This window comes from Streptococcus chenjunshii, assembly GCF_003086355.1.
Taxonomy (GTDB): Bacteria; Bacillota; Bacilli; order Lactobacillales; family Streptococcaceae; genus Streptococcus; species Streptococcus chenjunshii.
Map to the genome: position 1 here is coordinate 1,608,056 of NZ_CP031733.1, position 20,119 is coordinate 1,628,174.

A 20,119-nucleotide genomic window follows, 5' to 3' on the forward strand; every position below is an offset into this window, starting at 1 on the left:
GATTATATCATACTTTTATGCGCTTTTCAAAAAATCTCTGATTAAATATCAAGCGTACTGTAAACCGCATTTTCTTCAATAAATTCACGCCGAGGGTCCACACGGTCTCCCATCAGCATATCAAAAATCCTATCTGCTTCTGCAGCATCATCGACAGAAACACGGGCCATCAAGCGATTATTAGGATCCATTGTCGTTTCCCAAAGCTGGTGGTCATCCATCTCTCCCAGCCCTTTATAGCGCTGAACAGTAGGTTTCGACCGGCCAGTGCTGTGACGTTCTAAAGCTTGCTGCAGTTCTTCTTCCTGCTCACTTCCGGGCTGAATATATTCTTTGATTTCACTGCCGACTTTCACACCGTAAATAGGAGGCTGAGCAATATAAACGTACCCGGCTTCCAGCACCGGCCTCATGAAACGGTAAATCAGAGTCAGCAATAACGTCCGAATGTGGGCGCCGTCTACATCAGCATCAGTCATAATAACCAATTTTTGATAGCGGGCCTTTGAAACATCAAAATCAGCGCCAAAACCTGTTCCCATAGCTGTAAATAAGCTACGGATTTCTTCATTGGCAAGAATTTTGTCCATACTGGCCTTCTCAACGTTTAAAATCTTGCCGCGAATAGGCAAAATAGCTTGATACTCCCGGTTGCGCCCCGATTTAGCGGAACCTCCGGCTGAATCCCCCTCAACAATAAACAACTCATTTTGGCTGGCGTCATTGGAAGAACAGTCAGCTAATTTGCCAGGCAAATTTGAAATTTCCAAACCTGATTTTCGGCGTGTCACCTCACGGGCACGCTTAGCAGCGATCCGTGCTTTAGAAGCCAGTATCCCTTTTTCTACGATTTTTTTAGCTGTCTGCGGGTTTTCCAGCAGGAAGCGGTTAAAGGCTTCACTGAAAAGCCGATTAGTAATTTTAACCACTTCAGAGTTGCCAAGTTTTGTCTTAGTTTGGCCTTCAAACTGAGGGTTGGGATGTTTAACGGAAATAACAGCTGTTAAACCTTCACGAACATCTTCACCAGTCAGATTGTCCTCATTCTCCTTGAGCAGTTTATTCTTTTTGGCATAGTCATTGATAACACGTGTCAGAGCCGTACGGAATCCCTGTTCATGGGTCCCGCCTTCATGAGTATGGATGTTATTGGCAAAACTCATGATCGTTTCATGATAAGTAGATGTATACTGCATGGATACCTCTACTGTAATTCCATCCAGTTCGCCTTCTGTATAGATGGGGGTTTCAAAAACAGTTTCTTTATTTTCATTGATAAACTCAACATAGCTTGAAATCCCGCCTTCGTAGCAAAATTCCTGTTCCTGTTCCAAACCATCCCGTTTATCCACAATAGAGATTTTCAAACCGCGGTTCAGAAAAGCCAGCTCCTGAATCCGCTTAGCTAACTTCTCAAAATCAAATTCTGTTGTCTCTGTAAAAATTTCAGAATCGGGTGTGAAATGAACAGTTGTTCCATGCTGCTCCGTTTCTCCAATAACAGCTAAATCGGCTGCAACAAGCCCCCGATGATATTCCTGAAAGTAAATTTGCCCATTTTTGTGGACACGCACATCAAGCTGCTCTGAAAGTGCATTAACAACAGAGGAACCAACCCCGTGAAGACCACCGGATACCTTGTAGCCGCCGCCGCCAAATTTCCCGCCGGCATGAAGAACTGTAAAGACTGTCTCAACTGCCGGACGGCCTGTTTTTTCCTGAATATCAACAGGAATTCCGCGTCCGTCATCAACGACAGTAATGGAATTATCCGGTTCAATATAAACTTCAATATGGTTGGCGAAGCCGGCTAAAGCCTCATCGATTGAATTATCAACAATTTCCCAGACCAAATGGTGAAGCCCTTCTTTGGAAGTTGAACCAATATACATACCAGGGCGCATACGAACTGCTTCTAAGCCCTCTAAAACTTGGATCTGACTGGCATCATACTCCTGTCCCAAATCTTCAAAATTCGTCTTTTCTTCTGTCATTTATGTCACTATCTCCAGTAATGATTTCTTCCCGTCAAAAAGCAAGGTAGAAAAACCCGCTTTTCGTCCGGCCTGTATGTCAATATCACGATCACCGATAACCAATCCTTTACGGATCTGGTATTTATCTTTCAAATAAAGCATGCTTTGCGGATCTGGCTTTCGGGCAAAGCCATGTGCAGAAGTGATAACTTCTGTAAAATAGGGAGCTAGCCCTGTCTTTTCTAAAATCTCAAAAACCTGCTGATCACGGTGAGATATCAAAAAATTGCGCCCCCCTTCAGCAACAATCTTTTGCAGTACTTCTTTTGCACCCTTAAAACAAAGCGGCTTTTCCAGCCGTTTTGCCTCATTTAAACGGTAATACTTAAGAAAATCTTCTGCTTCCGGAATAAAATAAGCAAGAGCAGCTTGGGTGGACTCCTTCAGCTTTTCATAAATTTCATCATGATCGGCCCTTTTGCCAAACATAGCCAAAGTCTCTCCAAAAGCCCGGGCGGACAGCTCATAATTATCTAGCAGCGTGCCCCCTAAATCCCAAATATAATCATGATAATCCATACTCCTTATTATAACATATTTTTACCCCTTTTTACATCAATCCCAAAATAAAAGTGTCCTGTCTACGGCGTGCTCTATCTCAGAGAATATACTGAAAACAAAAAAATCCGAAAGTATTATCCTAAATAGTAAAAATCACTCCATTATCAGAACTGAAAAAAATTCACTGCATAAAATGTAAAATAATTTTAACTTTTTGCTGATATCCACTATATTTTTTTAATATATACTGTTTTCAATAAAAGAAAGGATATAGTTAAGTCCAGAATTATTTTCAAATTTGCTAGCTGTTCTGGCAGGGGTGTGTCTGCGAAATCATAGATTTCGGACTTACCGTCATTTTCATACGGATTTTCACAGCCTTGGTATCTTGTTAAATTAAACACGGCCTAAACGCTGAGGGAAAAAGAGACGCAATCGTTGGAAGCGTTAGCAACTTACGAGTGTAGCTACTCTGTGAGTATGGCCTTCCCTTGAGCCTTTGATGACTCTGCGGCCAGGCTCCTATTTTTACTTTGCGTTTTTAACGGCCTTGGTATCTTGTTAAATTAAACACAGCCTAAACGCTGAGGGAAAAAGAGACGCAATCGTTGGAAACGTTAGCGACTTACGAGTGTAGCTACTCTGTGAGTATGGCCTTCCCTTGAGTCTGTGATGACTCTGCGGCCAGGCTCCTATTTTTACTTTGCGTTTTTAACGGCCTTGGTATCTTATTGAACTGAACACGGCCTAAACGCTGCGTAAAAAAGAGACGCAATCGTTGGAAGCGTTAGCAACTTACGAGTGTAGCTACTCTGTGAGTATGGCCTTCCCTTGAGCCTTTGATGACTCTGCGGCCAGGCTCCTATTTTTACTTTGCGTTTTTAACGGCCTTGGTATCTTGTTAAATTAAACACAGCCTAAACGCTGAGGGAAAAAGAGACGCAATCGTTGGAAACGTTAGCGACTTACGAGTGTAGCTACTCTGTGAGTATGGCCTTCCCTTGAGTCTGTGATGACTCTGCGGCCAGGCTCCTATTTTTACTTTGCGTTTTTAACGGCCTTGGTATCTTAAATTAAGGAGGGTATAGTTGAAATCAAAAAAATTGGCACAGGTAAGTGCTGTTACTGGTTTAATCGGCGGAATAATTATTTTACTGGACGGCATGCAGATTCTCATGTCAGATGAGCCACTGTACTATGGACTAGGCGCAATAGCAGAAACTTTCGCAGGAGAGCACCCAACTTCCTTTTTGATATACCTACTGATGACACTATTAAGAGTAGGGCTTCTTATCCTAGGGGCTGTAGGCGGTGATTATTATGAAAAAGACACTAGAGTCGGCAATACTCCCGGTATATTAATGAATATAGGCAGCACAATTTCTGTTATTTCCTACTTCAGCTGGATTGGCGGCAGTCTTATTATTGTCAGCAGCCTGTTTTACTTCAGAGCTTTAAGAAAATTTACAAAATAGGAACTCCAGATGACAAACAATTACTTGAAAGAAATCTGGTTTTTATGCACTTTTTTCTCTCCGTACGGTTGACTGAGCCAGCACTCTACTTTATTTTATAATTAAAAGTTCAGATTTTTTCTTAAAAATTAATTTTTCATCTATTTAAGATTAGCGCATTTCCTTTCCTAAAAATCTGCGAAAAAATACAACTATATTTTTTAGTTTCTAGAAAAAAATATAGCAATTATCTAATTTTTTTATTATAATGATAATGGAAGGGTTTACTTCCTTTATTTCGTGTGCTTAAAAACAACTGCTAGGCACGCTCTAACATCTAAAGGAGAGGTTCTATGAAGAAAAAAATACTTAGTTTATTAACCCCATTCCTTCTGATATTTGGAGTAACAGTTTTTGCTGAAACTGCAAGCGCTAAGGAACTGACCAATGTTATTACAGATGTCATCATTTGGGATGTTGCAAATGGCAAAGAGGCCACTCAGACCAATGGGGTTTACCAGCTTACTCAAAATAATAACTACAGGTATGCTGTAAACTTTGATTTGAGTGCCTATGACGGAAATCTTAGTGATGGAGATACCTTTACTTTCACTATTCCTGCACCACTGACAGTGACAGGGACAACTTTTGATTTAACTGACAAGACAACCGGCATAGCGGTCGGCGAAGCAAATGTTGTCTCAAACGGGGCAGGGTCTGGCGGCACCGCAACTATTACCTTAAAAAATCTGGCTGATTACCTTAAAGAGAAAGGTGGAACAGAGATTCAAGGGGTATCCGGCACTTTTTATACTCAGTTTAAGCCGGAGGAACTGACGGAAAATACAGAAATCACCTTTTTATCAACTGAAACTAAAAACACCATCACTCATCAAATCAAAGTTTCCCCCAGCGGAGGCAGTGACTACTCTGACGTTATCGACAAAGAAAATTTTGCCAAAACCGGCGGGATTCTGTATGGTAAAAACTGGACATCCGAAGCTCTTGAAAAGAGTGGCCAGTATGTTCACGGCTGGACGGTACGGATTAATACGCGACAGGTAGCCTATGATACCATTGAAGTAACCGATACCGTTTCAGAAGACTATTCACCAATGCAGTTTATACCTGAGACAGTCACAGTGACGGCAGGCTGGTACCGTAGCGACTTTAGTCTCATGGATCAAGAACAATTAAAACTGGGAACTGACTATACCATTGACTGGAACGAATCGCACACTCAGTTTGTTCTGAAAATCAACAATGCTTCGTCATTTATCAAAAACGGGAAACCTGCCAGCTTCCGGATTCAGTATGATACGACCGCACCGGCTGATGGCACCAAAGTGCAGAACGCCGTTTCAGTGAAGGGCGATGACAAAGATATCACTGCTACCAGCACGAACACACAGTTGGTTTATTATAATACAGGCAACTCTCTTGTCACAACTGGTGGTACCATCCAATTGCAGACCGGTTACCGCATCACACTTTACAAGGTAGACAGCAAAACACTGGACCGTCTTCCTAATGCTCAGTTCAAAATTACACCTCCGGCAGGGGCAACCGCAGCCGAAGAAATTGTCACAACTGACCAAAATGGTGTAGCACAGTCCTCTGTCTATTCCGAAGAAGATGTAAAACTTGGCGCATTCACTATCACTGAAGTGACTGCACCAACAGGCTATGTGCTTGACTCCACCCCAATTAAGGTGACTGTCGGTTCAGAAGGCGTAATCAGAACAATCAGCAACGAGCGTAAAACAACAACGGCAGATATTGCTGCTACTAAAAAGCTGACTGGGCGGGACTTAAAAGCAGAAGAATTTGAATTCACACTGACTAATGCTGATACAGGTGAAGCCGTTGAAACGGTAAAAAACGATGCGGACGGCAATATCTCCTTCTCCAAGCTTACCTATGATACTGCTGGTGTTTACAACTACACCATTACAGAAGCAAATGCTGGCCAGACCATTGACCGTGTCACTTATGATGCAGAACCTATTAAAGTCACTGTCAATGTCGAAGCCGATGAGCAAGGCGATTTGAGCGCAACGGTGACCTATGCTGACAATGATACGTCTTTTGAAAATATCTATATACCGGAAACAACAACAACAACAACAACAACTACGACCACTACAACAGCAACAACAACTACTACTGCGCCTACAACGACCGAACCAGCAACAACGACAACATCTGCTACTACATCAGAAGCAAGTACCACAACGGAAGTAACGACAACTACTGAACCAACAACGACAGCGGCAGCCACCACTACATCAGAGGTAAGTACCACAACAACGGATGCCGCTACAACAACGGAAAAACCAGTAACCACTACAACCGCCGAACCGGTCACTACGACTGTGACTGAAGCAAGAACGACCGTTGTAACAGAGTCAACAGAATCTACTACTACTGAAGCAAGTAGTTCTGATCCAACATCTACTACTACAACGACTACGACCAGCACAAGCACAGCTGATCCAGCAACGACAACAGCTGATGGTAAACCAACCCCAACAACGACAGCAAATAAACCGAAGAAAAAACTTCCAAGCACTGGTGAAAGTACATCTGCGGGAGCAGTTATTCTTGGTTTCGCATTTCTGTCCATAAACGTTGTATCGATTTACTTCCGCCAATCTCATAAGCAATAGAATTTTTGCTAGAACAACTGGACAAACTGGTTGTTTACCCGTCGTATCAAAAAAGACAGGTTTCCTCTTACCGGGGACCTGTCTTTTTTGATACAGCAAACACACCCTCATCATATCAAGTATGCTTGCTGACTATTCAGAAGACCCATTTTTGTCATCATTTTACTATAAAATGAAGTCTATTATTGCCTGTGCACACAAACTGATCTGAGCTATTTATAAACTACTTCAAACTCATCAGCCTCATAAGAACAACGTTTGAGAATATTATAATAAGGAAATGAAGGGAACTCTCTATCATGTACAAGTATAAAAAAAGGTAGGAAGCGATGCAAAACTTGTTCAGAAAAAGGGGGATAAGGGGGAGCAGAGATTACCTGCAATATTACAGATATAGCAGCAAGGTGAGATTGGATTGAACTTAAAGGTGTGTTTGAAAATTAAGATTTATGGTGTGTCCCACAGTTATCAGAGATCAATACAAAACGCATTAAAAATCAAAGGTTTTATTCAGTTCATTAGATCAAAGAATAGCACTAAAGTTAGTTAATGTTGTTTTTTTAACATATTTAAACAAAATACATTGACATAATGTTTGATTTTGAGATATAATAAAAAATGAAAAACAATAAAAACGGTTTTCGAACAAAAATTAAAGGAGTTTAAAAATGATTAAAAAAATAATAACGATCTTCTTTTTAATGAGTGCTTTTGCTTATGGGGCTTTCACAGTTGAAGCTGCAGAAATTGAAGGCCATATTGCACATTATCCCAATGAGACGGCTCGAAATTTTGTTACCGGAATTGATGGAAAAGGATACGGAACACAAGTATCATGGGTATCTTCAGCATATTTTGATGGTGTCAATGTAACAGTAGAAGATGGGTCAGGACAAGTGATTTATAGCGGTTTGTCAGGAAATAGTGGTAAGGGAGCATTCAAGGTCCCCGATCTTCCTGTCGGTACCTATACAGTAACTTTATCAGATGATAAAGTGCTTCCTCTCCCCTTTAGTAGAGAGCAATTGGAAAATCCGAATACTCCTCTTGTATTACAAGATAAAATGACAGCCACTGTTGAGATTACTGAAGATACAGAGCTGAAAAGATTGTACTGGATCATGGTCAGTAAATCAAAACAGGTCATGAGTTACTCTCTCCACGGAGAGTTTCCAAATGGTTCTCAAGGAGTTGATCAAAATGGAGCAGCTGTATCTTATCGTGTCTGGTATAAAGGAGGAGATTGGCCAAGTTCGTTTACAAGTGCGAACAACCGACAATTTATTTCATTCCCTGGGGTGCTAGTAAATGATACATTAGGGATGTATGCTGGCTATTCAACTATCCCAACTCTCTCTGCTGAAGAACAAGCTTATGGCTGGACTTTTCAAGGCTGGCGTGTCAATGGCAGTGACAACATTTACACATTAGAAGAGATTGCACGTCTCACTATTACTGAGGATATACAGTTAGAAGCAGTCTGGACCGCACCGAACCATAACGTTACTTTTATGACAGACATTGAAAAAGGGGATATTGCAGGACAATCAAGTGTGAATTATAAGATTGAAGGAAATAGTAGCACAGTTTCTGATGCTACAGCAAATACACTACCTGAGGTTAGTGCCAAAGAAGGCTATACTTTTTTAGGATGGTACATTGATAATTCGACTAATCTTGTTAATGATAGTGATATCTTAGCAACTAATGTTCAGAAGGATTTGGTTTACTACGCAAAATATAAGAAAAACACACCCGAATCCAAGGGGGAAAAAGGGGATACTGGTGAACCCGGACCCAAGGGAGATAAAGGTGAAAAGGGTGATACTGGTGAACCTGGATCAAAGGGAGATAAAGGTGAAAAGGGTGACACTGGTGAACCTGGATCAAAGGGAGATAAAGGTGAAAAGGGTGATGCTGGTGCGCTTGAATCCAAAGAGACTACACCTAGAACTCTGGGTGGTGCTACTGTTAATTCAGGAAATTCAGGAAATCAAGTTGCTAAAAATATATTACCGAATACAGGTGATAATGGGGTGCCAGTGCTTAGTATATTAGGAATGATATCTATCATCACTGCTATTTCTCTCTTTAGAATAGGTAAATCCAAGAAATAATTATTATCCCCATATAACATACTTTCCTTATAACTTCTAGCGAAACAAGATATTTCACTAGAAGTTATAAGGTTTTTTGTATCCCCCTAAAAAGTTCAAAGTCAGCAAAGGAGACGTTAGAGATTAGCATCTTTTCACCACCTCCACCATAACTACCTAAACTTCCAAATGAGCTAATCACACGGCAGCAAGGCATTGGCTCCTTTGGCATTTTCAGCAGCCCTTACTTTGTGTTCATCTCCTCAACTTTAAAGCTAGGTTTTTAAGCTGAACACAGCCCTTTTTAAAATACATAAAAAAAGATGGCTCGAATCTGCCATCTAAATGTTCAGCGTCGGCTCCTCAGAAATTTTTCTGTAATTTCTTTTTGGATATTTAAATTGTTCTGATAGCCCATAGACAGAACCAGACCTACTCCGATAAGATTAGTAATAAGAGCGCTCCCGCCCTGAGAAATAAAGGGCAGAGGAATACCGGTGAGCGGCAAGAGACCGATAGCCGCTCCAATATTTTCAAGAATATGAAATAAAATCATCATAATAAAGCCGGTTGAGATATAAACATAAAAACGATTATTTGAAGCAAATGTTACACGAATCATGCGGTAAATTAAAAGCAGATATAAGCCTAAAACTACAGCGCTTCCTATAAAGCCAAAATCCTCGGCAATGACTGTAAAAATCATATCGCTTTCACGAACCGGAACCGATAGCGCAACATTGCCAAAACCCCGTCCGAACAAGCCGCCAATACCAATCGAAACCATGCTTTGCGTTTGCTGATAGGCGATCGTTTTTGAAAAACTAAACGGATCCAGCCAAGCAGATATACGGTTAATCTGATAAGTATCCATCCCCATATTAAAAAGAAACTCTTTGCCGTTAGGAATGATAAAAATGATAATAAAAATAAGAAAACAAAGGGCGATAAAGAGAATAACCGGCAGAATCAGCCACCAAGAGATGCCAGCAATTAAAATCATCCCTGCCAGTATCGCAACGAAGACCATGGCTGTCCCCAAGTCTTTCTGCAAAGCTAAGAAAAGCATAACCGGCAGAGTAATCAAAGCATAGGTACCAATCAGCCTTAAATCCTGTTTAAAGGTTAATTCCTGATACTTTTGATGAAACCATATGGTTGAACGGGCCAGCATCAGGATATAGGATATTTTCATAAATTCTGATGGCTGGAATAATGTGACTGAACCGACAGTCACCCAATTCTTAGATCCCGTTGCTTCCACCAGGGTCGGACTATAGAAAATCAAGGGTAGAACCATCAAAAACAGCCCTAAAATATAAAGATAAGGGGTAATTTTCCAGAGCAGCTCCGTGCTAAAAAGCATAACAATAAAGGCAATAATGCAGCCACAAAGCATCCAGACTACCTGCTGGGTCATAACCACCATAACATTATTAGGATAGTCATGCAGCGTTGCAATATAAACTGCAGCTAAACCGATAAGCAAGAGAAAAAAAACGGGTAACACAACTGAGTAGTCAATACGGCTGTCTATGGAATTTCTTTTACGTGCCATGATATTTCCTTTTACGTTTTTCTGATAACGCTCCTATTATACCATTTTTCTTAAAAGTTTGGCAGACTAGGTATCAATAAATCACATCCGGCAGTTCAAATAACCAGAAATAGTCTCCCATCAAAACAAAAGACGACTCACAGGCAGCCGTTTATCTTTTGTTTTTTTGAATAAAAGCAGACTCTGACTGCAAAGTAAGACAGTCAGAGCCAACTGAGAGTATCCGTTTTCTGTTCAGACAGGATTATAGCCAACAGCTTTTGTCTTATTTCAAAACGGAGTTTTTCTTAGATTTGCACCAGATACCCCCTGCCGGAATCGAACCAGCAACTACTCCTTAGGAGGGAGTTGTTATATCCATTTAACTAAGGGGACAAACCTCTAACTATTATACCCTAGACTAAAAATGAATGCAACTCTAAGAAGATAATTGAGACAACTAAAACGTGAGTCTATTCCTTTCCCAAAATCAAGTAAACACCTTGCCGCTCTTCCATTACAACATCTACTATCGCTCAAGAAATGCTAGAAGAAGGATTCACCTTAGAAGCTTCTGTAAAAAGTTGAAGAACGTCTGTCAACTCTGAATGATATCTTCAAAAACTTATCTAATTATTTAGAAGATAAGCCGTCAAATTCTGAAGAGAAACAAACAGTCTGACAGACTATTCAAAACATAGATAAAACTTATTTTAATAACTCTGGAATGATAGATAAGCTTTACTACTTTTAGAATTGCTGATAGCACAGCATTCTAAAATTTTATCTTGCAAATAAAAAAGTTGAAGAAAATAGTTATTTTCTTCAACTCAAACAGCTCAGTGAACTGTTTCTTATTTACGGATTTCCTTGATACGCGCTGCTTTACCTTGCAATGCACGCAGGTAGTACAGTTTTGCCCGGCGAACACGCCCGCGACGAGTCACTTCGATTTTTTCAACACGCGGTGTGTGAAGGGGGAAAGTACGTTCAACACCGATACCGCTTGAAATTTTGCGAACAGTATACATTTCTGAAATACCTTGCCCTTTACGGGAAATAACAACACCTTCAAAAATTTGGACACGCTCACGGTTTCCCTCAACAACCTTAGCATGGACACGAACAGTATCACCAGCACGGAATTTGGGAATATCAGTACGAAGCTGACCTTCAGTAACACTTTGAATTAATGGATTCATTTGATTCTCCTTCTTTGCTAATCATAAGAGCATCAGTCCCAGCGGATTAACTGTTTTTTGTGCTTCCATTATAATGCACAACCATTATTTTAACAGAAATACATACAGCTGTCTAGTCTTACCTCAAGAAAAAATGCTGTTTTCACCTGACATGGTAAAACTCGATTAAAGCAACTCCGTTTCAAACGCTATGAGCACCTGTCCCCCCTGCCTCAAACAGACATACCGACATACACCATAAGAAGTCCCAAACAATAGGTTAAACTATAATAAGCAAGTGCGTGTATCCGTTTAGCAAAAAAGACAGCAAATTCATAGTTCAAAGCCGAGTAGGCTCCTAGCCCTCCTAAAAAACCAGCAGATAGAATAAGGTAGGAGATTTCATCAGTAATATTCTGAGAAAAATAGCCCATTAAAAAGGAGGCTAAGAGATTACTAAGCAGAGTTCCCCAAGGAAAATTATCACGATTAACAGACAACAGAGCATAGCGAAGGAGCGCCCCTGCACCGCAGGCAAAACCAATTCCTAAAATGTTAAGCATATCATGTCCTCTTCTTTTTCTCTGCAAAATAGACACCTGCCAGTACAACAATAATACCGCCGCAAAAATATAATAAAAGATCAAAAATAAACGTTGCCTTATCTCCGGTCCGCAGCCCCTCAAGCATAGCCAAAACCGGACTGGCAAAGGTTGTCAAGCTGCCGATTAAACCAACGCCAAGAGCTGTTAATACTGTTTTTGCTACCTTTTTTCCTCCAGCGAGCACTCCCTTGACAAAAAAAGCCAGTACAAAGGTCCCGAAAAAATTGGCAAACACCGTTCCCCAATCAGAAGGAAACCAGCAGCTCAAAAGGTAGCGCATAATACCGGCAGCAAAAGCAAAAATGAAGATGAGGAAAACTGTCAGTAATTTTCTTTTCATTGCTCTATTTTACGCGTCTGGTAAGCTCGTGAATGTTTCATAATATCAGCAAATATATTGGCAATAGTCTCTTCAAACTCTTTATCCTCTACTCGCTCAGACACACTTTTAAGAACTGCCGTTTCGCGTGCGCTGTCTGCAACTGCCTTCTGCTGCTCTTTTTTATACTCACTAACCTGCCTGACTAATGCCATCCGTTTTTCAAGAAGCAAAGTCAGCTCTTTATCAATAACGTCAATTTGTCTGCGAATACACTGTAAATCCATATTTAATTCCCTTTTTTCCTTGTAAAATAGCGATAAAGTCCGTATACTGTCCCCATGGCCAACAGAATAAGCAAAATACGCTTGATATTCCCCGATAGAATAGCGTCCCCTCCAAAAGCATACAAAAGACTGGTTGGCATGACTCCGATAAAAATACAAGACAGCCAAATCCGCCAAGAAACCTTCAGTTCTAAAACACTGTAGTCAACGACAAAAGTTGGGAGAATTGGCAGCATATAACCTGCAATCAGTGCGGCTTTCGTATTGCCGAATGCATCCAGTTTAGCCAGATTTTTTTTCAACTTCGTATCCTTGTCAATAATATCAATTTTATTCATCAGCCGAATCAGGAAAAAATTTCCCAAAATATTGGCGCTCACATTCATAACAAATCCCAGCCAAGGACCAAAAACAAGACCATTAAAGATTGCAAAAACAGCGTTAGACATAAAAGGAATGGCTGCTGTAACAGCAGTCAGCAGGATAAGGATAACAAAGTTTAAAGGCGTTCTGGCTTTCAGATGCGCTTCAAACCTTTCTAAGGGCTTTTGGCTGCTCAAGACGGCCTCAAAATCTTGATAATGCTTCAGTACAAAAATGAAAAAATAAAGGACAATCAAGAGCAGTCCCAATCCGAGAAACCATTTTCTAAGTTCATTATATTGCCAGTGTTTTTTCTTCATCTTGCTAAATATTATAAATAAAAATAACTGACTTTGCAAGATGATTACCAGTCCAAGTACCTTCACAGACAAAAACATTTGTACTTTAGCAGCCCGCTTGCTAGAACTGAACTCCGCCTAAGAGCTGAAAAAAAGAACCGCACTCGTATGAAGCACTAGCAACTTACGGGTGTAGCAGCTCTGTGAGTATAGCCTTTCCTAGGCCTGCGGTTCTTCGTCCGGTCTCCTAGCTTCGCACTTTTAACGGCCTTTGTATCTTGTTAAAAAGCTTTAGGCTGCTTTTGCAGCAGCTTAAAGAAGCTTCTGTTTTTCTGAACGCTCTTCTTCAGCCGACAGACCCTTCCATACTCATATTAATCAAGGTATTTAATTCAACAGCATATTCCATCGGCAATTCTTTGGTAATTGGTTCCATAAAACCATTAACAATCATGGCTGTTGCTTCCTCCTCAGAAATTCCCCGGCTCATCATGTAATAAAGCTGAGCTTCCGACACTTTGGAAACTTTCGCCTCATGCTCCAAAGCAACATTGGCATTGTGGATTTCATTAAAGGGAATCGTATCAGATGAAGATAAATCATCCATAAGAATCGTATCACACTCAATATGGGATTTGGATCCGGAACTGTCTTTGCCGAAAGTAACCTGTCCACGGTAATCTGTCCTGCCGCCGTCTTTAGCCACCGACTTTGAAATTAAAGTTGAGGAGGTGTGGGGTGCATTGTGGAAAACCCTGCAGCCAGCATCCAAATCTTGACCGAAGTTAGCAAAAGACATGGATAAAACCGTTGTTCTGGCATGCGGCCCATTAAGAATGGAGCAGGGATATTTCATGTTGACTTTGCTGCCGATGTTCCCATCTATCCATTCTAATGTGCCGTTTTCAGCAACTGTTCCGCGCTCAGTAACTAAATTATAGACATTATCAGACCAGTTCTGCATTGTGGTATATCTAAAATAAGCATCCCGTTTAACAATGATTTCAACTGTAGCAGCATGCAAACTGTTAGCCGAATATGTCGGGGCTGTACAACCTTCAATGTACTGGATAGAGCCTCCTTCTTCTACAATAACCAAGGTCCTCTCGAACTGGCCGGCGTTTTCACCATTAATCCGGAAATAAGTCTGCACCGGTATATCGCACTGCACACCCTTAGGGACATAGATAAAAGTTCCGCCGGACCATACAGCACCGTTTAGGGCAGCGAACTTGTGTTCTGCATTAGAAATGATGGTACCGAAATATTTTTTGACCAGCTCTGGGTATTTCTGAACAGCTGTGTCAGTATCCGTAAAAATAATACCCTGTTTTTCAAACTCTGCCTGCATATTATGATAAACTACTTCAGATTCATACTGGGCAACCGCACCGGACAAGAACTGTTTTTCAGCCTCAGGAATTCCTAGGCGGTCAAACGTTTCTTTTATTTTATCAGGCACATCGTCCCATGAACGGACATTTTCGCCGGCATATCTTTGATAGTAAATCACCTGCTCAAAATCAATACCTGATAAATCCGGTCCCCAATCAGGCAGAGGAAGTTTATGAAACAGTTCTAAAGACTGCAGACGGTAATCAAGCATCCATTGCGGTTCATTTTTTATTTCAGAAATATCTCGGACAATTCTTTCTGTCAAGCCTTTGCCAGTAGAATATAAAGGCCGGACATCATCATGAAAGCCAAAAGCATAATCTCTCTTCTTTACCATATTGTACCTCTTTCATATTTGCAGCAAGAAACCCCAACTGTTAGCAATGTTTGTAAATCATTCATCTGCACACCAAAAAAAACCAGACATTAAAATCAGCAAATCCTCCGCCTATCTTTGTCAATCAATTTGTTAGCGCTTAAACTCTTTTCTCTATTATACTCTCTTTTAAAAACAATTTCATAGAAAAAAGCCGCAAAATGATGGAATCAAATGGGAGACTTGCTGTTGACTGCCTGATAAACTTGCAATAAGCATTTCCGTTTCTCTGCAGATAACAAAAAAACAGTCCGCCGGACTGTAACTTAAACTTAATTCAGCTTTGCAGAAAGCTCTTCTGCAAATGCTTCTAAGTTTTCAATATCTTCATCTTCAGCAGCTAGATCAACCTTGACAGATTCTGCACCTTTGAGAGCACCTGTCAGAGCAAACTGTGCTTCAAAATCATCCACTGACTGGCAGAAATAATCGTAGAAAGTATCACCTGAACCAACAACTCCATAAAGTTTTCCAGATAAATCCAAATCACCCAAGTCCTCATAGAAATCAACAATTTCATCAGGAAGCTCACCGTCACCATAAGTATAAGTTGCCACAACTGCTAAATCAACATCCTCAAAGTCCGCTGCATCTACTGTTGTGCACTCATCTACTTCGACAGTATGCCCTAGATCTTCCAGTTTCTGAGCAACAATATCGGCAATTTCTTCTGTATTGCCGGTCATGCTGGCAAAAACAATTTTAGCTAAAGCCATTTTTTCCTCCAATTACAAAGTACTTTTATTTTAGCATATTTCTACAGGAATGCAGCATATATTTTTTCTATTTTTCTTAATAGGTCTTTTTTTTCAGACTCACTGGCAAAAGAAGCTTCAACCGCATTGCGGTTGAACTGCAGGAAATCAGCTAAATCGGCGGCAAAATAGAGATGGAAAAGCTCATATTCCTTGGTCAGATTCGTATCTGATACCGTCCGATTATCAGTATTAATAGTAATTTTTGCTCCTGCTTCGTACAATTCCCGGTAAGGAAATTCGGAGATTTCTTTTATAGCCTTGGTTTGCAGATTGCTGGTCAAGCAAAGTTCCGCTGTTACGCAGTTGTCAACCAATGACTTGATCAATTCCGGCTGGTTATGAATAGCTGTCACATGTCCTAAACGTTTAATACCGAGGGCAATGGCATCAGCAATATGGTTCGGGCAGCCGCATTCTCCGGCATGCAGGGTCAGAGGACGGTCTAAAGTTTGCGTATAGCGGATTAAATCTTCAATTTCTGATGTTGGATACCCTTCCTCATCACCAGCAAAATCAAACCCTGCCAAACCCGCTTCAGAAAGATCCGCCAGCTGCCCAAAAAGATCTCTAGTCAGTTCCTTTGGAGACTGGCGCATGCCGCAGGCAATAACTCTGGCTGTAATATCAAAATCAGCTTCAGCTTGTTTCAGCCCGTCTAACACGGCAAAAACAGTATCTGCCGCTGATAGCCCCTTATCCATGGAGAGCTCAGGTGCAAAGCGAATTTCAATATAAATCACATTATCCTCTGCTGCTTGTCTGGCCACATCATAGGCTGCCAGCTGCAAAGCCTTTTTAGTCTGTAAAAGCGGACGAATAAAATCAAAAGTCTTCAGGTAGTCTACTAAACTTTCTGTCTGTTCAGGCACTGTAACCAGTTTTTTTAAATCTTCATCCGCCTGAGGCAGTGAAATTCCAGCCATAGCCGCTAAAAGACGGATTGTTTCCAATGAGATAGATCCGTCTAAATGACAATGCAACTCTGTCTTTGCTAATTTTTCTAATACTTTTCGATCCATTATCAGCCTCCTGCAGGAAAAAGATATTTTTTCTATCTTAACACAATTTATTTGAAATTCAAGCTTAAATTTGCTATGCTTATCACATCATTTAAAGCAGTCAGCGTTTTTTCACTGTGTTATGTTTGTAAGTGTGTCTGTAAACAGCGAAACTTACTGAAATCTCTATGACTTCAACGGCCTTTGTATCTTATTGAATTGAACACGGCCTAAAATCTTGAATAGAACACGGCCTAAAATCCTAGTGAAAAAGACGCAGTCCATCGCGACGTGGAGCTTCGCTCGTCCTTCCCTATTTTCATACGGATTTTTAAACGGCCTTTGTATCTTATTATAAGGAGGAAACAATGTCAGACTATACACCACCGAAAATTTGGAAAAATCCTGCTAATCTTGGCGGTCAATGGGGCGGCTTGAATCAGCCGACTGCCGGAGCGCGTTTTGAACAAAAACTGCCGGTTGGGAATAAACCTTTTCAGCTCTATTCTCTCGGTACACCAAACGGTATCAAAGCGACCATTATGCTTGAGGAGCTTAAAGAAGCTGGCATTTCTGAGGCGGATTATGATTTGTATCGGATTGCAATCAGCAAGGGTGAGCAGTTTGGATCGGACTTTGTAGCTATCAACCCTAATTCAAAGATTCCGGCTCTGATTGATCAATCAGGAGATAAAACAGTCCGAGTTTTTGAATCATCTCATATCCTTCTCTACCTAGCTGAAAAATTCAACCAACTTATTCCAGCTGATCATACCCAGCGCACTGAAGTATTAAACTGGCTCTTCTGGCAAACCGGAGCAGCACCTTTTCTCGGCGGCGGATTTGGGCATTTCTTCCATTACGCACCTGAAAAAATTGAATACAGTATCAACCGTTTTGCAATGGAAGCCAAGCGCCAACTTGACCTCTTGGATAAAGAATTGGCCTATAAGCCTTTTATCGCCGGCGACAGCTACAGCATTGCAGATATTGCTATTTGGTCGTGGTATGGACGCTTAGCCCAGGATAACATTTGGGATAGAGCGGGAGAGTTTCTTGATGTCCAAACTTACCAAAATCTACAGTCTTGGACTGAAAAAATAGCTATACGGCCGGCTGTTATTCGCGGGCTTCAGGCAAAATATCAGGACATTAAACAAAGCTCTTCAGAATGAAATCTTCACTTGCACACTATCCCTGTCTGGAGTTCCTGACTGCAGAAATTATAGAACCACAGAACTTCTGGAAGCCTTGAAATACAGGGCATTCTGGAAGTTCTGTTTTTATGATATAATATCCTTAGAAAGGACCGTATATGTGGAAACTAAAAACATTTGCTGAACTGACAACCTCGGAATTATTTGCCATTTATCAAGCACGGGTTGCTGTTTTTGTTGTGGAACAAAACTGCCCTTATCAAGAAGTTGACTCTCTTGACTTAGAAGCTCTGCACTTTTTTAAAGAAAAATCCGGTTCCATTAAAGCCTACTGCCGCTTAATTCCAACTAAAGGAACTGTAAAACTGGGCCGCGTTTTAACTGCAGAGGACTGCCGCCATCAAGGGCTTGGCCGAGAGCTGGTTTTACAAGTTCTGCGATTTTGCAGAGATAAATTTCCAAAGCTTCCTATCTATATTCAGGCACAAAGCTATCTAAAAGATTTTTATAATTCTTTTGGTTTTCAGCCCATTTCCTCACAATATTTAGAAGACGGTATTTCTCATATTGATATGCTTTTGAAAGGGAATTAATTTTTTTATGACAACATTCAAACACATTTTAGCCAAAATTGAAGAGTATGATACCATTATTATTCATAGACATATGAAACCGGATCCCGATGCTTTGGGGAGCCAGCTGGGACTCAAAGCCATTATCAAAACCAACTTCCCCGAAAAAAAGGTCCTTGCACCAGGTTATGACGAACCTACATTGACTTGGCTGGGTCATATGGATAACATAGATAGTAAGGACTACTTAAACGCTCTTGTTATTGTGACCGATACAGCTAACAGACCTCGGATTGACGGCAGCGATTATATGAGAGGACAATTTCTTATTAAAATTGATCACCATCCTAATGACGATGTATATGGCGATTTGGTTCATGTGGACACTGCTGCTTCCAGCAGCAGTGAAATTATTGCTGATTTTGCGATAACACTGCAGCTCAAACTTTCGGATGAAGCCGCTCGCCTCCTCTACGCTGGTATTATTGGAGACACCGGCCGCTTCCTTTATCCTGCTACCAGCAGCAAAACCTTTGCCATAGCCAGCGAGCTTCGAAACTACCATTTCGATTTCGCAGCTGTAGCTCGGCAAATGGATAGCTTCTCTTTAAAAATTGCTAAACTACAAGCCTACACCCTTGATAATCTTGAAATTAATGAGAACGGAGCTGCCCGCCTTATCCTAACCCAAGACTTAATGAAAAAGTTTAACATCACAGATCCTGAAACATCTGCTATTGTTGCCACTCCAGGAAAAATTGACTGTGTGGAAGTCTGGGCGATTTTTGTGGAACAACCTGACGGTCATTATCGTGTACGTTTACGCAGCAAGTCCCACTCGATTAACGATATCGCTAAACGGCATGCTGGCGGCGGCCATCCTCTGGCCAGCGGCGCCAATTCGTACAGTCTCAAAGAAAACGAAGATATTTATCAAGAAATCAAAGATCTTTTAAAGAACTGACACTCAGTTCTTGTCACAACACAGGCAAAATAAGATATTGACTTAACATTTTTTTAAATAAAACACTTGTCAAGCTCTCTAAGTTCTGATAAAATAAAATGGTTAACAACTATGGCAGGCAGCTGCCATGGCAGAAAGGAAAAAGTTTAAAATGAGAAAAGACATTCATCCAGAGTACCGTCCTGTTGTCTTTATGGACACTACTACAGGTTACAAGTTTCTTAGCGGTTCCACAAGATCTTCTGACGAAACGGTAGAATTTGAAGGAGAAACATATCCGCTTGTACGTGTAGAAATTTCATCAGATTCACACCCCTTCTACACAGGACGCCAAAAATTCACACAGGCAGACGGCCGTGTCGATCGTTTCAACAAAAAATACGGTCTCAAATAAAAGACTGTATCTGCTGGAAAAAAATATTAGACTCTGTAACTCTGTAAAGGACAGATCCTTCAGAAATTACAGAGTTTTTTTGTATATGCAAAAAGCTAATAATGATAAAACAGTTAAAGATGACATCTGTTTTTAAACTCCAATCCTGTATTTTTGGG

The 20,119-nt window shown here is 40.8% G+C and carries 18 protein-coding genes, 1 tRNA gene and 1 pseudogene; 8 read left to right on the forward strand and 12 right to left on the reverse strand.

Translation table 11 applies throughout. The annotated features are described in order from the left end of the window. Positions 1 to 41: 41 nt before the first annotated feature. Entirely contained in the window at positions 42 to 1,994 is a 1,953-nt protein-coding gene (gyrB, locus tag DDV21_RS07710) for a DNA topoisomerase (ATP-hydrolyzing) subunit B (protein WP_116877746.1), read from the reverse strand. After that, positions 1,995 to 2,555: an HAD-IA family hydrolase gene (locus tag DDV21_RS07715; RefSeq protein ID WP_116877747.1), complete on the reverse strand. Its 561-nt coding sequence runs from the start codon at positions 2,553 to 2,555 to the stop codon at positions 1,995 to 1,997. A gap of 1,070 nt (positions 2,556 to 3,625) precedes the next feature. On the opposite strand from DDV21_RS07715, the gene DDV21_RS07720 reads away from it, so the two are divergent. From DDV21_RS07720 to DDV21_RS11995, 3 genes are all read left to right on the forward strand, one after another. Continuing rightward, positions 3,626 to 4,012 (forward strand): hypothetical protein, encoded by a 387-nt coding sequence (locus DDV21_RS07720; RefSeq protein WP_116877748.1) that lies wholly within the window; start codon positions 3,626 to 3,628, stop codon positions 4,010 to 4,012. Positions 4,013 to 4,344: 332 nt separating this feature from the next. Further along, a complete protein-coding gene (locus DDV21_RS07725; RefSeq protein ID WP_116877749.1) occupies positions 4,345 to 6,660 on the forward strand; it encodes a Spy0128 family protein in 2,316 nt (771 codons plus the stop codon). Positions 6,661 to 7,328: 668 nt separating this feature from the next. Further along, complete coding sequence (locus tag DDV21_RS11995; RefSeq protein ID WP_116877750.1) at positions 7,329 to 8,777, forward strand: InlB B-repeat-containing protein; 1,449 nt, start codon at positions 7,329 to 7,331, stop codon at positions 8,775 to 8,777. A gap of 328 nt (positions 8,778 to 9,105) precedes the next feature. On the opposite strand, the gene DDV21_RS07735 is transcribed toward DDV21_RS11995, so the two are convergent. Next, positions 9,106 to 10,314 (reverse strand): FtsW/RodA/SpoVE family cell cycle protein, encoded by a 1,209-nt coding sequence (locus DDV21_RS07735; RefSeq protein ID WP_116877751.1) that lies wholly within the window; start codon positions 10,312 to 10,314, stop codon positions 9,106 to 9,108. Positions 10,315 to 10,617: 303 nt separating this feature from the next. After that, positions 10,618 to 10,689 (reverse strand) — tRNA-Arg (locus tag DDV21_RS07740). A gap of 135 nt (positions 10,690 to 10,824) precedes the next feature. On the opposite strand from DDV21_RS07740, the pseudogene DDV21_RS07745 reads away from it, so the two are divergent. Continuing rightward, positions 10,825 to 10,975 (forward strand): annotated as a pseudogene (locus DDV21_RS07745) (MerR family transcriptional regulator); the annotation flags it as partial. A gap of 172 nt (positions 10,976 to 11,147) precedes the next feature. On the opposite strand, the gene rplS reads toward DDV21_RS07745, so the two are convergent. From rplS to add, 8 genes are all read right to left on the reverse strand, one after another. Then, positions 11,148 to 11,495, reverse strand: a complete 348-nt coding sequence (rplS, locus tag DDV21_RS07750; protein ID WP_116877752.1) for a 50S ribosomal protein L19 — start codon at positions 11,493 to 11,495, stop codon at positions 11,148 to 11,150. A 212-nt stretch (positions 11,496 to 11,707) separates the two neighbouring features. Then, positions 11,708 to 12,037, reverse strand: coding sequence for a CrcB family protein (locus DDV21_RS07755; protein ID WP_116877753.1), 330 nt, complete (start codon positions 12,035 to 12,037; stop codon positions 11,708 to 11,710). Between the two features lies 1 nt (position 12,038). Next, entirely contained in the window at positions 12,039 to 12,419 is a 381-nt protein-coding gene (locus tag DDV21_RS07760) for a CrcB family protein (protein ID WP_116877754.1), read from the reverse strand. After that, positions 12,416 to 12,685: a chorismate mutase gene (locus tag DDV21_RS07765; RefSeq protein ID WP_116877755.1), complete on the reverse strand. Its 270-nt coding sequence runs from the start codon at positions 12,683 to 12,685 to the stop codon at positions 12,416 to 12,418. The genes DDV21_RS07760 and DDV21_RS07765 overlap by 4 nt, the downstream gene beginning before the upstream one ends. Positions 12,686 to 12,687: 2 nt before the next feature. After that, on the reverse strand, positions 12,688 to 13,368 hold the full coding sequence (locus DDV21_RS07770) for a TVP38/TMEM64 family protein (RefSeq protein ID WP_116877792.1): 681 nt from the start codon (positions 13,366 to 13,368) through the stop codon (positions 12,688 to 12,690). Positions 13,369 to 13,693: 325 nt separating this feature from the next. After that, the gene (gene sufB, locus DDV21_RS07775) at positions 13,694 to 15,079 is read right to left on the reverse strand and encodes a Fe-S cluster assembly protein SufB (protein WP_116877756.1); all 1,386 of its coding nucleotides are present in this window, start codon (positions 15,077 to 15,079) and stop codon (positions 13,694 to 13,696) included. Between the two features lie 311 nt (positions 15,080 to 15,390). Then, positions 15,391 to 15,834 (reverse strand): flavodoxin, encoded by a 444-nt coding sequence (locus tag DDV21_RS07780; RefSeq protein ID WP_116877757.1) that lies wholly within the window; start codon positions 15,832 to 15,834, stop codon positions 15,391 to 15,393. A gap of 41 nt (positions 15,835 to 15,875) precedes the next feature. Further along, positions 15,876 to 16,895 carry an adenosine deaminase gene (add, locus tag DDV21_RS07785; RefSeq protein WP_116877758.1) on the reverse strand — a complete coding sequence of 340 codons (1,020 nt, stop codon included), beginning with the start codon at positions 16,893 to 16,895 and terminating at the stop codon, positions 15,876 to 15,878. Positions 16,896 to 17,242: 347 nt separating this feature from the next. Here add and yghU point away from each other — a divergent pair, with 347 nt between their 5' ends. From yghU to DDV21_RS07805, 4 genes are all read left to right on the forward strand, one after another. Beyond that, positions 17,243 to 18,049 (forward strand): glutathione-dependent disulfide-bond oxidoreductase, encoded by an 807-nt coding sequence (gene yghU, locus DDV21_RS07790; RefSeq protein WP_116877759.1) that lies wholly within the window; start codon positions 17,243 to 17,245, stop codon positions 18,047 to 18,049. A 140-nt stretch (positions 18,050 to 18,189) separates the two neighbouring features. Beyond that, a complete protein-coding gene (locus DDV21_RS07795; RefSeq protein WP_116877760.1) occupies positions 18,190 to 18,624 on the forward strand; it encodes a GNAT family N-acetyltransferase in 435 nt (144 codons plus the stop codon). A gap of 7 nt (positions 18,625 to 18,631) precedes the next feature. Next, complete coding sequence (locus DDV21_RS07800) at positions 18,632 to 19,567, forward strand: DHH family phosphoesterase (protein WP_116877761.1); 936 nt, start codon at positions 18,632 to 18,634, stop codon at positions 19,565 to 19,567. 151 nt (positions 19,568 to 19,718) lie between these two features. After that, on the forward strand, positions 19,719 to 19,961 hold the full coding sequence (locus tag DDV21_RS07805) for a type B 50S ribosomal protein L31 (protein ID WP_310590870.1): 243 nt from the start codon (positions 19,719 to 19,721) through the stop codon (positions 19,959 to 19,961). Positions 19,962 to 20,119: the final 158 nt, after the last annotated feature.